The sequence below is a fragment of the Ruegeria sp. BJ3 genome (genome assembly GCF_056535665.1).
Genome location: NZ_JBQFIT010000001.1, coordinates 915,550 through 928,139 on the forward strand (window position 1 = coordinate 915,550; position 12,590 = coordinate 928,139).

The 12,590-nt window shown below is 59.4% G+C and carries 13 protein-coding genes and 1 tRNA gene; 10 read left to right on the forward strand and 4 right to left on the reverse strand.

What is annotated here, in order from left to right; all coding sequences use genetic code 11:
• Window positions 1–73 precede the first annotated feature (73 nt).
• The 5 genes from ACR3EL_RS04610 to ACR3EL_RS04630 all read left to right on the forward strand — a co-directional run bounded on the left by ACR3EL_RS04610 (window position 74) and on the right by ACR3EL_RS04630 (window position 5,986).
• Window positions 74–1,369 (forward strand): helix-turn-helix domain-containing protein, encoded by a 1,296-nt coding sequence (locus ACR3EL_RS04610; protein ID WP_480720627.1) that lies wholly within the window; start codon window positions 74–76, stop codon window positions 1,367–1,369.
• Between the two features lie 78 nt (window positions 1,370–1,447).
• On the forward strand, window positions 1,448–1,828 hold the full coding sequence (locus ACR3EL_RS04615; protein ID WP_093962675.1) for a response regulator transcription factor: 381 nt from the start codon (window positions 1,448–1,450) through the stop codon (window positions 1,826–1,828).
• Entirely contained in the window at window positions 1,825–2,145 is a 321-nt protein-coding gene (locus ACR3EL_RS04620; protein WP_170337599.1) for a hypothetical protein, read from the forward strand. The genes ACR3EL_RS04615 and ACR3EL_RS04620 overlap by 4 nt, the downstream gene beginning before the upstream one ends.
• Window positions 2,133–4,811 carry a sensor histidine kinase gene (locus tag ACR3EL_RS04625; protein ID WP_170337600.1) on the forward strand — a complete coding sequence of 893 codons (2,679 nt, stop codon included), beginning with the start codon at window positions 2,133–2,135 and terminating at the stop codon, window positions 4,809–4,811. Before ACR3EL_RS04620 ends, ACR3EL_RS04625 begins: the two co-directional genes overlap by 13 nt.
• 77 nt (window positions 4,812–4,888) lie before the next feature.
• The gene (locus tag ACR3EL_RS04630; protein WP_170337601.1) at window positions 4,889–5,986 is read left to right on the forward strand and encodes a FliM/FliN family flagellar motor switch protein; all 1,098 of its coding nucleotides are present in this window, start codon (window positions 4,889–4,891) and stop codon (window positions 5,984–5,986) included.
• Between the two features lie 9 nt (window positions 5,987–5,995).
• On the opposite strand, the gene ACR3EL_RS04635 is transcribed toward ACR3EL_RS04630, so the two are convergent.
• Window positions 5,996–6,427, reverse strand: a complete 432-nt coding sequence (locus tag ACR3EL_RS04635) for a protein tyrosine phosphatase family protein (RefSeq protein ID WP_170337602.1) — start codon at window positions 6,425–6,427, stop codon at window positions 5,996–5,998.
• Window positions 6,428–6,696: 269 nt separating this feature from the next.
• Here ACR3EL_RS04635 and ACR3EL_RS04640 point away from each other — a divergent pair, with 269 nt between their 5' ends.
• A complete protein-coding gene (locus tag ACR3EL_RS04640) occupies window positions 6,697–6,912 on the forward strand; it encodes a hypothetical protein (RefSeq protein ID WP_170337604.1) in 216 nt (71 codons plus the stop codon).
• Between the two features lie 9 nt (window positions 6,913–6,921).
• On the opposite strand, the gene ACR3EL_RS04645 is transcribed toward ACR3EL_RS04640, so the two are convergent.
• On the reverse strand, window positions 6,922–7,140 hold the full coding sequence (locus tag ACR3EL_RS04645; protein WP_170337605.1) for a hypothetical protein: 219 nt from the start codon (window positions 7,138–7,140) through the stop codon (window positions 6,922–6,924).
• A 165-nt stretch (window positions 7,141–7,305) separates the two neighbouring features.
• Here ACR3EL_RS04645 and ACR3EL_RS04650 point away from each other — a divergent pair, with 165 nt between their 5' ends.
• Complete coding sequence (locus ACR3EL_RS04650; RefSeq protein ID WP_093962669.1) at window positions 7,306–7,572, forward strand: DUF2312 domain-containing protein; 267 nt, start codon at window positions 7,306–7,308, stop codon at window positions 7,570–7,572.
• Window positions 7,573–7,596: 24 nt separating this feature from the next.
• Here the strand turns inward: ACR3EL_RS04650 and ACR3EL_RS04655 are convergent, their stop codons facing one another.
• Window positions 7,597–8,472: a hypothetical protein gene (locus ACR3EL_RS04655; RefSeq protein WP_170337607.1), complete on the reverse strand. Its 876-nt coding sequence runs from the start codon at window positions 8,470–8,472 to the stop codon at window positions 7,597–7,599.
• A gap of 445 nt (window positions 8,473–8,917) precedes the next feature.
• Here ACR3EL_RS04655 and ACR3EL_RS04660 point away from each other — a divergent pair.
• Window positions 8,918–8,993: transfer RNA gene (locus tag ACR3EL_RS04660), tRNA-Thr, on the forward strand.
• Window positions 8,994–9,067: 74 nt separating this feature from the next.
• Here ACR3EL_RS04660 and ACR3EL_RS04665 read toward each other — a convergent pair.
• Window positions 9,068–10,027, reverse strand: coding sequence for a LysR family transcriptional regulator (locus ACR3EL_RS04665; RefSeq protein WP_480720634.1), 960 nt, complete (start codon window positions 10,025–10,027; stop codon window positions 9,068–9,070).
• Window positions 10,028–10,160: 133 nt separating this feature from the next.
• On the opposite strand from ACR3EL_RS04665, the gene ACR3EL_RS04670 reads away from it, so the two are divergent.
• Window positions 10,161–11,573 carry an aldehyde dehydrogenase family protein gene (locus ACR3EL_RS04670; protein ID WP_480722454.1) on the forward strand — a complete coding sequence of 471 codons (1,413 nt, stop codon included), beginning with the start codon at window positions 10,161–10,163 and terminating at the stop codon, window positions 11,571–11,573.
• Window positions 11,573–12,550, forward strand: coding sequence for a membrane dipeptidase (locus ACR3EL_RS04675; RefSeq protein WP_170390588.1), 978 nt, complete (start codon window positions 11,573–11,575; stop codon window positions 12,548–12,550). The genes ACR3EL_RS04670 and ACR3EL_RS04675 overlap by 1 nt, the downstream gene beginning before the upstream one ends.
• Window positions 12,551–12,590 lie beyond the last annotated feature (40 nt).

Below are 12,590 nucleotides of genomic sequence, written 5' to 3' on the forward strand. Positions count from 1 at the left end.
ATAAATACATGAAGTATTCAGAAAATAAGGGGTTGTTTCGAGGGCAACTCGAACACGTTTCGGCGGGGGCATCATGCGTGATTCATTGACGGGCAGCCGTATCCGCGAAAGGCGGCAAATCTCGGGCTTGCGTCAGGCCCAGCTGGCGCGTCAGGTCGGCATTTCAGCGTCATATCTGAACTTGATCGAGCACAATCGGCGGCGCATCGGGGGCAAACTGCTGGTCGATATCGCTTCGGCTTTGTCCGTTGAGCCTTCGGTTTTGACACAGGGGGTCGAGGCGACGCTGATCGCGGCTCTTCGTGAGGCGGCGGCGGATGCGGTCGGCCAAAAGGCCGAAGTTGAGGCGCTGGATGAATTCGCCGGCCGGTTTCCCGGCTGGGCCGCTGTACTGGCACAGATGCATCGTCGGGTGGTTTCGCTGGAACGTACCGTGGAAACCCTGTCAGACCGGCTGACCCATGACCCGCACCTTGCGGCATCCATGCACGAAGTCCTGTCCGCCGCAGCAGCGATTCGGTCGACAGCCGCCATCTTGGCCGAACCGGGCGAGATCGAGGCCGAGTGGCGCGACAGATTCCACCGAAACTTGCACCAGGATGCCGAACGTCTGGCTGAAAGCTCAAAAGCTCTGGTCGCCTTTTTGGACGAAAGCGAGGACACCGGCGAACGGCGCGGGTTGCCGATGGAGGAGGTCGAGGCATTTCTGGAGAAGCGCGGGTTTCATTTGCCGGAACTTGAGACAGGACAGGACCCGGTAACCCTCGCGCAGGCCGAGATGGCCTCTTCCGCCTCAAGATCTGTCGCGCGTCAGGTGCTCGACGCCTATGCGGCGGATGCCCGGGCCATGCCGCTGGAAGCGGTTTCGGAGGCACTGGAGGTCGAAGGCGTTGATCCTCTGCGTCTTGCCGCGCGGTTTTCTGTTGACGTGCCGACAGTCCTGCGACGGCTTGCGTTTCTGCCCGAGGATGTCATGCCGCGCCCGGCTGGTTTGGTCATATGCGATTCATCAGGAAGCATTTTGCTGTTCAAGCCGGTCCCCGGTTTCGCAATGCCGCGCCACGGCGAAGCCTGTCCTTTGTGGCCGGTCTTCAGCGCGCTGAACCGGCCCCTTGTGCCGATCCGAAAACGCGTGACCCTGTTGGGCCGGACGCCGGCGGATTTCGACTGCTTTGCAATCGCCTGGCCTCAACCCGTCAGCGCCTTCGGTCAGGAACCTGTGTACAGATCGGCGATGCTGGTGCTGCCGGTCAAAGAGCCCGGCGTGGCCACCGACTTGCCGCTACAGGTCGGCACGAGCTGCAGGATCTGTCCCCGAAAGCCGTGCGACTCGCGGCGGGAGCCGTCGATTTTGAGTGAAGGTTTTTGACAGTTTCCTGACACAGCGATTAATCTGCACTTGGCAGGTGGCTGGAGGTGCGACCGGTCTTGGGGAGGAAGTGAACATATGAGCCGCAAGGTTCTGTTGATCGAGGATGAACCGAACATCACGGAGGCAATCAGGTTTCTGCTGACCCGCGAAGGGTGGCAGGTCGAAACCCATGCCGAAGGTGAAAACGCGGTTCAAACGATATTGTCTGCGCAGCCTGATCTGGTCATTCTGGATGTGATGCTGCCCGGCAAGAGCGGTATGGATGTTCTGCGCGAATTGCGCGAGCACGAGGAGATGCGCGCCTTGCCTGTTCTGATGCTGACCGCTCGCGGTCAGTCGCGAGACCGCGAGATGGCTGAAAAGGCAGGCGTCAGCCGGTTCATGACGAAACCGTTCTCGAATACCGAAGTGCTGACGGCTGTGCGTGATTTGCACGCGCAGGCGTCACAGTCATGACCACACCGGAAAACGAGCCAGCCCGCCCGACAGGCCCGCGTCCGTCGGTGTTTTTGGAACGGCAGAGTTACCGCCGCCGCAGGCTGGCCGATGCGGCCCGAATGCTGCCCTTTGTCGGCGCGGGTCTGATCTGCATCCCGCTGCTGTGGCCGGATCCGGGGCCGGAAAACTCTGGCGTCCCGTTGTCGTCGGCCATTCTTTATGTCTTTTCATGCTGGGCCGCCCTGATTGTGGTCAGCCTCCTGTTCGGCTTTGCCGCCCGGCGGATGTCGTCCTCGGAGGGGTCCGCGGCAGAGAGTGAGCAATGGCCACGCTGAACGTCCTGATCCTTGTTTGCCTGGGCTACGTCGTGCTTTTGTTCGGCGTCGCGTTTGCAGCCGATCGAATGGCCGCAGCGGGGAGAGGCAAATGGCTGCGGTCACCGTTGATCTACACGCTGTCTTTGTCGATCTACTGCACGGCCTGGACCTTCTATGGCGCGGTCGGCAATGCGGCCCGGTCCGGTCTGGAATTCGTGACGATCTACCTCGGGCCGACCTTGGTGATGATCAGCTGGTGGTGGGGGCTGCGCAAGCTAGTGCGTGTGGGCCGTAGCCAGAGGGTGACTTCGGTCGCCGACTTGATCTCATCGCGCTATGGCAAGTCGAACACCTTGGCCATCTGTGTTACGATCCTCGCCGTGCTGGGGGGCACACCCTATATCGCGCTGCAACTCCAGTCGATAACGCTGTCGTTCTCGATTTTCGCCGAAGCCGACCCTTCGGGCCTTTACCGTGAGGGCGCCAGCGTATTCTGGGTGGCCGCGGGTCTGGCCGTGTTTGCCATTCTGTTCGGCACCCGGAACCTGGATGCCAATGAACGGCACCATGGCGTGGTGACCGCCATCGCGTTGGAATCCGTCGTCAAACTGTTCGCTTTGTTGGCGGTGGGCATCTTTGTCGTCTGGGGGGTGGCCGGAGGCGTCACGCCCATGATGGAGCGGATCGACGCGTCGGAAATCGGGCGTTGGAACGTCGATACCGGACGCTGGATGGCCATTACCTTCCTGTCGGCGGCTGCTTTTGTCTGCTTGCCGAGAATGTTTCAGGTCATGGTCGTCGAGAACGACGACGAAAGTCACCTGAGAACGGCGGCCTGGGCGTTCCCGCTCTATCTTCTTTTGATGAGCCTTTTCGTGGTTCCCATTGCGGTCGTCGGGCTGGATCTGCTGCCGGCCGGGTCAAATCCGGACCTTTTCGTGCTGACGGTTCCTCTGTCACAGGGGAATGACTGGCTGGCGATGCTGTCTTTCATCGGCGGTTTTTCGTCGGCCACGTCGATGGTCATCGTGACGGCGATGGCCCTGTCGACCATGGTCTCGAACCACGTCGTGATGCCGATCTGGCTGAATACGCGCGAGAACGCCAGTTCCATGTCAGGCGATGTGCGAAACGTGGTGCTGATGGCGCGCCGGGTTTCGATTGCCGCCATCATGGCCTTGGGGTTCTTTTACTATCGTATGTCCGGTGGCGGCGCCGCGCTGGCCTCGATCGGCCTGGTAGCCTTTGCAGGTGTGTCGCAGATCCTGCCGGCTCTGGTTGGTGGCCTGTTCTGGCGCGGGGCCACACGGACAGGTGCCCTTGTCGGGCTGAGCGTGGGGTTCTTCCTTTGGATCTACACGCTGTTGCTGCCGGGAATGGGCGGCAGTGTCATGTCCGCCTCGGTCATCGAAAACGGTCCTTTCGGTCTTGGATGGCTGCGTCCGCAGGCGTTGTTCGGCCTTGATGGTTTGGACCCGATGACCCACACGGTGCTGTGGTCGCTGTCACTGAACACGTTGGCCTTTTGCCTCGCGTCTCTCCTGAGCTTTCCCAGCCCGCTTGAACGGTTGCAGGGGGCGCAGTTCGTCAATGTCTTTGATCATTCTGTCGCGCCCGGGGGGTGGACGGGATCCGTTGCCCAGAGTGAAGACCTGATGATCATGACCCAACGGATCCTCGGGGCCGGTCCCGCTCAGGATTTCTTTCAGGCCGAGGCGGAAAAGCAGGGCGTGCGCGGGCGCTGGCCCGAACCTACGCCGGGTTTTCTGGAACGGCTGGAACGCGAATTGAGCGGCTCGGTCGGTGCGGCCACCGCTCATGCCATGATCGGGCAGATCGTCGGAGGTTCGTCCGTTTCGGTCGAGGATCTGTTGGCGGTGGCCGACGAATCCGCGCAATTGCTGGAATACTCCAGCCAGCTTGAGGCGAAGTCGGCCGAACTGAGCCGTACGGCCCGCAAGCTGCGTGAGGCCAACGAAAAATTGACCCAGATCTCGCGTCAGAAAGATGCCTTTCTGGGGCAGGTCAGCCACGAGTTGCGCACTCCGATGACGTCCATTCGTGCCTTTTCGGAGATCATGCGGGACACTGACGGGCTGAGCGCTGAGGATTCCCGGCGTTATGCGACGATCATCCATGACGAAGCGCTGCGTCTGACGCGGCTGCTGGATGACCTGTTGGACCTGAGCGTTCTGGAAAACGGTCAGGTCAGCCTGAATATGGGTGATGCCAGCTTGCGAACGGTTCTGGATCGGGCCGTTTCAACGACTATGGCCGGGGCAGAAAGCCCTTTGACCATTCGCCGCAATCTGTCTGCCGAGCGCATCGCGTTGCATTCCGATCTGGATCGCCTGGGGCAGGTCTTCATCAATCTGATTTCGAACGCCCAGAAATACTGTGACGCGCCCGAGCCGGTCCTGACGATTTCAGCCCATGATGTCGGCGGCCAGGCGGTGATCGACTTTGTCGACAACGGCAGCGGCATCCCGCCGGACGCCCAGTCGATGATCTTTGAGAAATTCGCGCGGGTCGGATTCGACAAGGCGGGCGGTGCAGGTCTTGGACTGGCAATTTGCCGTGAGATCATGCACCGGCTTGGAGGAGAAATCACCTATCTGCCCGGGCAGGGCGGCGCAGCTTTCCGCGTCAGCCTGCCATTGCCACACCGCCAGGCCGCTCAGTAACGGCCAAGTAAAGGTATTCGTAACGAACAATGGGCTAGACCAGTAGCGAGCAGAATGGAAACTGGCGGACCGTTGCGATGTCAAAGACTGTCAGCGCGGCCTTGGCGCGCAAATTGTCGGCAGGACAAGAGGGGACGGGCAGCAGATCCCGGGCGCTGCTGCGGGCATTGCGCCTTGCGATTGCCCGTGCCGCGGTCGAACGGTTCAAGCTATCAGCATCTGTCATTGGCGCGAAACAGGTCAGCAAATGCCAGGAAGTCGTCACGAGCCGGCTGGAAGACGGTCAGATGTTTCTGCTGTTCGCGACCAAAGAGGGCAGGGTAGCCAGTGTTGTCTTGGACGTCGGTTTGGTCTCGGCAGTCATCCAGAAGCAGACAATGGGCGAAGTATTCGCGAACCCGCCCCAGCCTCGCGCCCTCACCGACACCGATGCGGCAATGGTGGTCCCGTTGGTCGAGGACATGCTGGACCGGGCCCGGAAACTGGTCGATGATCAAAGCGATGCAGCCCGCCTGAATGGATATGAGTTCACCTCAAGGGCGGTCGATCGGCGCACGCTTTCTTTGGCACTGGTCGAGGACAGGTATGATGCGTTCGAGTTCACGGTTGAACTCGAGGGCGGTGTGCGGCAGGGAACGGTCCTCATCCTGCTGCCGAAAATCTCGGTGGCCGAGGGGCAGGCCAAACACGCAGATTTGGAACCGCTCAAGACACTGTCGCAAGCTGCAGGCGTGGTTCGGGCCGAACTCAACGCGGTGATTTGTCGGATGCATCTTCCGCTGACAACGCTGTCGGATCTGGGCATCGGGGATCTGCTGCCACTTGCGGGCGCGCGACTTGATCGGATCGACATTGCCGCGATTGATCGGAACCAGGCCACTACAGGACGTCTGGGCCAATGTGGCGGTCAACGGGCCGTGCGGATCAACGAATTTCTGCAGCCACCCGCCCCAACACGACCCGAAGCGCAGAGCTTTATCGAGCACAAGCGAAGGGACGCGCCGGTTGAAATGGCAGATGTTGAATTGTCGCGTCAGGACGCCGTTGCCGAAGACCGATCGCATGCGCAATCCGCAGCGGATGAAGACTTCGCGCAAGCAAGCACCGACCGCCTCGCGTCCGAGATATCCGAGTTGGCGGGTCTTCCTGCTCCTGTGGAACGACCCAACGACTGACGTATGAAATCAGGTGTTCGCAGACCGCATCTGCACCAATGCCGGCCGCAAACCGTCCAGCGCGTAGCCCGCCTTTGCCGTGGCTTCGAGAATTTCATCGGGGCTCATTGTGTCACACTGCCCAAGAGCCCAAACGACAGAACAGCGTGTGCCCGAGGCACAGTAGGCAAGAACCGGGCCTTCGCAAGACTCGGCAAGGTCGCGCTGCCGTGCCACGTTCTCGGGCGTCATGGTTTGGTGCGTCAGTTCAAGCACCTCAAACTCGAGACCCGCATCCCGCACGGCCTGGCCGATTACCTCGGATTGCATGGCGGCAGGCACTTCGACATTCGGCCGGTTGCAGATGACCTTGACGAAGCCGGCGGCAACGATGGCGGGCACATCCTCGACCGTGATCTGCGGCGAGACGAAATAGCGGGGCGTGATCTGTCGAATCTCCATTCCGATTTCTTAGGTCGCAGAGTCAGCCCTGTCCAGTTCCACGGCGTGAAGGTACTTGCGCAATGCGATTTCTTCCATTGCGGCTTTTGCGGATTGATGTCTGTCAAGGCAGTTTGGTGGAAATTAGGTTAATATTCGATCGACTCGCGGCCCAGTGCCGGTCGCCTGATAGCGAGCGGGCGATTTTTTGCTGGGATTGGGCGGGTCCTGTGTTGGTCTCAATCCTGTTACCTATATCAGGCAGGATGGCAGCATTTGGGAGGATGGCCATGACCACGAACGAGCTATATTTCGAAGCCGAGCGGCTGGAGCGGAAACTGCACGGGGCAAATCTCGAGACCCGGCTGGCACTGCAGCCCAGCGTCACGAAGGTAATTGAACGCATGCGCGCTCAAGGCATGAGCGTACCATCGCGCTTCCGACGGCTGGACGCTGCCTTGATCGAAGATGCGGTTGAAGCTCAGTTCGACAATATGCCGATCTGACACCGGCGATCAGCCGAACGATATGCCAAGGATAACCAGTATCAGTCCTATGACGGACAGAAAAAGCGCGCCCATGTTCCAAGGCAGCACCCGCTGAACGGCCGCCCGCAATTCGTCGTCAGTCAAGCCTGACCGACGAGCCTTCATCACGCGCAGAATGCACCAGACCAATCCTGCCAGCCCGGCCAGTGACAGGCTGGCGCCTCCCCAGATGAACACCTCGAACATTGCGCCCCGCATCGTTCTGTTTCGCTGCCGATGCGCTTAGCGGATCGTTGCCGGCGGCACAAGGCAAGCAGCCCCATTGTTCGCTTGCGGCTGACCCGCCGGCACGGTATCCGACATGTTGCCCGTGACCCCGGCTAAAGAGATTTCCACTTGGGAGAGACGCATATGGAAGACATGACCGAAGACCAGGCCGCTGCGAACTACCGCGTGACCGCAGGCGAGCTGCGCCAGTTCATCGAACGGTTCGAACGTCTGGAGGCCGAAAAGAAAGACATCGCTGACCAGCAGAAGGAAGTGATGGCTGAGGCCAAGGCACGTGGCTACGACACCAAGGTGATGCGCAAAGTTATAGCGCTGCGCAAGCGTGACAAAGACGATATCGCCGAAGAAGAAGCGGTGTTGGAAATGTACAAAGAAGCCCTCGGCATGTAAGCCTCGGGCCTTGTGAGGCTTCGGTCAGCGCCCCAGAAACCGCACGCCCGGCATTTTCTTGAGCCGTTCCAGATCCTGTGTGTAAAGCTCGGAAAACGCCGCGTGGATTTCGGCGCTCCACCCGGGGAAGTCCAGTTCCTCCTCGATTCTGTCCGGCAAGGCGTGCTGCGAAAAGACGGCCGCGAGGCGGTCGTGAAGGAGGGTCGGGTCCGCGTGCCCGACCTGTTGTTGGATCTCTTCAATCTCCCGCTTGCCGTCTGCGTCAACCAGCGAGGATAGCAGCGAGAACTCCTCGGTCAGTGGTATGTCGGCGCTCAGACCGCACAGGCTGCGGATAATGTCTCCCCAGATCAGCGGGCACTCCTCATTGGCCCAGACCGTGATCGAAACGGCCGGGGCAAGATCGTGAATATCCTCGATAAGGGTCAGCCAACTTAGGCAACTCAGGTCAGTTGAAGCCAGAATGCTGTCGCGGGTTTCGTCCGGCAATGCCATCAATACCTTGGGTATGAAGCTGCCCGGATTTTGCAGCCCGATAAACAATTCGAGCTCGTGTCCTTCGAAAGCCTGATCCAGCAAGGCTAGCCGACGACCTGCATGGGGGAAGAATTGGCCGTCCTTTATGGCGCTGTTCAGTTCTCCGATGAAGTCCGCAGTGCTCATGACCACCCGGCCGGTTTCCGGATCATCAGGAATTTGGGCTCTCAAACGCTCGAAGGCATCTGGGGTCAGCTTGCCTTCGTCCAGTGCATTCAGCGGCGTCTTGAACGCCTTCCGGAACCGGCGCGGACCAAACAGCACAATGCCGTTTTCCTGCAATACACTGGCATTCGCCTGAAGCGATTTGAGCAGGAGCCCCCCGTCTGAAAAAACCACACCGGAGTGAATGGCCACATGCATGTCGACCGCTGTCCTTGCCCTTCGATTGAGTACGTTCCGGGGTTACAGGTTGAACGATCGACAGTCAAACCTGCCACTCTTTCGCAATGATAAAGATTGCCTGAGAACGTCCAAACTTGATTGTGGTTCAAGCTCAAAGAACAGAACAGCGCCAGAAACGACTGGGTCGAGATGCCTCGAAATCGTCGTTGCTGCATACCCATCTGCGGCGTCTGTGTTGCAGATGATCGAGGCGATTTGATGTGGCGCAGATTTTCCGCATGTTGTTGCAAAATTCCGTCGCAAACCCGCTTGCCTTTATTGAGGCTTTCACCTAATCACAGCGCCATCGGCTCAATGGAATTACAGGTCTTTCGATAGCCATGTAATCACAGTGGGTTGACAAGGTAGGAGTGGTTGCCCGTTCTTGCCTTTGCCTGCAAAGGTATCTGAAAGCGTAATGCTTGCCCCTATAGCTCAGCTGGTAGAGCAACTGATTTGTAATCAGTAGGTCCGCGGTTCGAGTCCGTGTGGGGGCACCATCTTCTTCGAACACGCTAAAAAAGATTTCCCTTTTCTGAACGCGGAACGGTTTTCCGCTGGTTCAGCACGTATTTTATCCATCGTATTTAGGAAACGCATTCCGCAAGCTTGCTCCATTTCCCCCGCGTGGGTGCGCTTGGCAGGGTTGTTCTCTGTGGTCTCTATCGCGAGGCCAATTCAGGATATGCCTGCGACATTCCTCTGCCACTTCGGGGAACTGTGTTCGCTCGCGGGTGTACAGATAAACATCACGAACGTCCGACAAATCCTCGATCGGACGGAAGGCAGTGTTTTCTGGCAGAAACCGTGCGACCGTTTCGGGCAGTATGGTCACCCACCGCCCGGTCGCGACCATGGCGATCAACGAGTGAGTGTTGTGCACCGTTATCGCAGACCCTGCGATAACGTCTTCGAAACCCGGATTTTCAATGAGTTGGCACAGTGAGTTGTGCACGAATCCCTTGGCCGCGACCTGGTTCAGCGTTGGTGGCTCGTGCGCGGTGATCAGGGCGTGATCAGCGGCGGCCACAAGCCCGAACCTATCCTGAAACAGCGGCTCGGCCTGTATTCCGTTCAACGGGTGATGACCCGAGGCAATCCCCACATCCGCCCGCCCCTCGGCGAGGCTGTCCAAAACCTGTCGGGTGTCGGTGTCCCTCAGCTCGATCTTCAAGCCGGGAAAGGCGCTGGACAGGTAGTCAAGCACCGATGGAAACAGCAGTGCTGCCACCGACGGGACGGACACGATCCGGATCAGCCCTTGGGACGCCTTGGCCAGGGCTTCGATACTTTGGACCGTGTCGTCAAATTGGCGGACCTGATTTTGGGCGAGGGCAAAGACTTCCGCCCCCAGAGGCGACAGCTGGTTCTTTCGCTCACCCAGAAACAAGCGTTTGCCCAGATGCTCTTCAAACTGTTTCAGGGTCATCGAGACTGCAGACTGAGTGCGACCCAGACGGCTTGCGGCTTCGGCCAGATTTCCGGACTGGGCGACGGTGCAAAAGCAGCGGAGCATTTCCAGTTTCAGCGACAAATTTCAGATTTCCTGAAGTCCATTAAATTTGTTTGAGTTTGCCTGATGTCCGGGCAGAGGTCTATTCTGTTCGTGAAACGTACCAGAGCCGAGGCACCCTGTGACAAAATTGAACCTGATTGCCGGCGAGTGGATGGCCGGCGACACCGCTATCGAGAACCGAAACCCCTCTGATCTGACGGATGTGATTGGCCTGTTCGCCCAGGCAAGCGCCGATCAGCTGTCCGCGACCCTCGACCGGGCACGGAACGCGCAGCTGGAATGGGCGGCCTATGGGTTGGAGCGCAAGCAGGCGGTACTGATGAGTATCGGGACCGAGTTGATGTCCCGCGCCGAAGAGTTGGGGCGGTTGTTGTCGCGAGAAGAGGGGAAGCCGTTTGCCGAGGGCAAGGGCGAGGTTTACCGCGCGGGGCAGTTCTTTACGTATTATGCGGCGGAATGCCTGCGCCAGATTGGTGAAAACGCGGACAGCGTACGTGAGGGCGTCGAAATCGACGTGCGCCGCGAACCGGTCGGGGTTGTCGCGGTAATCTCTCCTTGGAATTTCCCGACAGCTACGGCCGCATGGAAGATCGCACCGGCCTTGTGTTATGGGAACGCCGTAGTGTGGAAGCCGGCCAACCTGACCCCGGCCTCAGCCGTGGCGTTGACTGAGATCATTGAGCGTCAGGACATTCCCAAGGGTCTTTTCAGTTTGGTCATGGGGTCAGGCGGCGCAATCGGCCAAGGACTGGTTGAGAGCCCTCAGGTGGATGCAATCTCGTTCACCGGGTCGGTACCCGTCGGCAAGGGCATTGCCGCAGCAGCCATCCAGAACCTGACCAAGGTGCAGATGGAGATGGGCTCCAAAAACGCGTTGGCCGTGATGGATGACGCGGATCTGGATCTGGCGGTGTCACTTGCACTGGGCGGGGCGTTTGGCGGCACCGGGCAGAAGTGCACCGCCTCTTCGCGGTTGGTGGTCCATGCCGCGATCCACGACGCGTTTGTCGAGAAGCTTGTCGCCGGCGCCAAGGCACTGAAAGTCGGGCATGCCCTGGAGGAAGGCACGCAGATGGGACCCGTCGTCAGCGAGCAGCAACTGCAAGAAAACCTGGCCTATGTCGAACTTGGCCAATCCGAAGGCGCCGAGCTGGCGTGCGGCGGGCATCGGCTGGAGCTGCAGCATGACGGGTATTACATGTCGCCCGGCGTGTTCGTGAACACGAACAACTGCATGCGGATCAACCGGGAAGAGATGTTCGCCCCGCTGACCAGCGTGCTCAAGGTCGACAGCTATGATGAGGCTTTGGCGATCGTGAATGACACGAATTTCGGCCTGACATCGGGCATCGTGACCCAGAATCTTGCGCGCGCGACGCATTTCCGGCGTCATGCAAGAACCGGTGTCGTGACCGTCAATTTGCCCACCGCAGGTACTGATTATCACGTTCCTTTCGGTGGCCGGGGCGACAGCTCGTATGGACCGCGCGAACAAGGCAAAGCGGCCGCCGAGTTCTACACCACTGTCAAAACCGCCTATATCAGCGCCGGGACCCCGATCTGATGCGGATTGACGGCCTGCAATACGCCAACTGGTCGGAAAAGATCTTCCGGCAATTGCGGGAAGGGGGCGTGGATGCCATCCACGTCACCGTCGCCTACCACGAGAATTTTCGTGAAACGGTTCAGAACCTCGAGAAATGGAACCGATGGTTCGAGTTGTTCCCGGACCTGATCATGAAGGGACGATCGGCCAGCGACATCGACACCGCGCGTGACACTGGGCGTACGGCCGTTTTCTTTGGTTTCCAGAACCCATCACCCATGGAAGATGACATTGGGCTGATTGAAATACTGTACGATCTCGGTGCCCGGTTCATGCAGTTGACCTACAACAACCAATCCCTGCTAGCGACCGGCTGCTACGAGGCTGAAGACACCGGTATCACCCGGATGGGGCGGCAGGTGATCAAGGAGATGAACCGCGTGGGATTGGTCATCGACATGAGCCATTCGGCCGACCGCTCGACGATCGAGGCGGCCGACCTTTCCGCGCGTCCGATCGCCATCACCCACGCCAATCCGCATGACTGGGCGCCCGCCCTGCGCAACAAGCGTGACCCCGTCATCCGCGCCGTGACGGAAAGAGGTGGGATGCTCGGGTTTTCGGTCTACCCTCATCACCTGAAGGACAAGTCCGACTGCTCGCTGGAAAGCTTTTGCACCATGATTGCCCGAACGGCCGAAAAATACGGAACACAGCATCTCGGGATCGGAACCGACCTGTGCCAGGACCAACCCGACAGCGTTGTCGAGTGGATGCGTGTGGGTCGCTGGACCAAGGAAATCGATTACGGCGAAGGATCGTCTGCGAACCCGGGTTTTCCGCCGATGCCAAAATGGTTCCGGGACAATCGTGACTTTGACAAGATCGAGGCCGGCCTTCTCGCGGTTGGGATGACTCCGACCGAAGTCGCCGGGATCATGGGGCAGAACTGGTACCGCTTTTTTGCGGATAACTTCGGACCGGTCCAGAATTGACCGGACCGGGGCCGCATATCGCGCGCCGGGATCCGGCAAC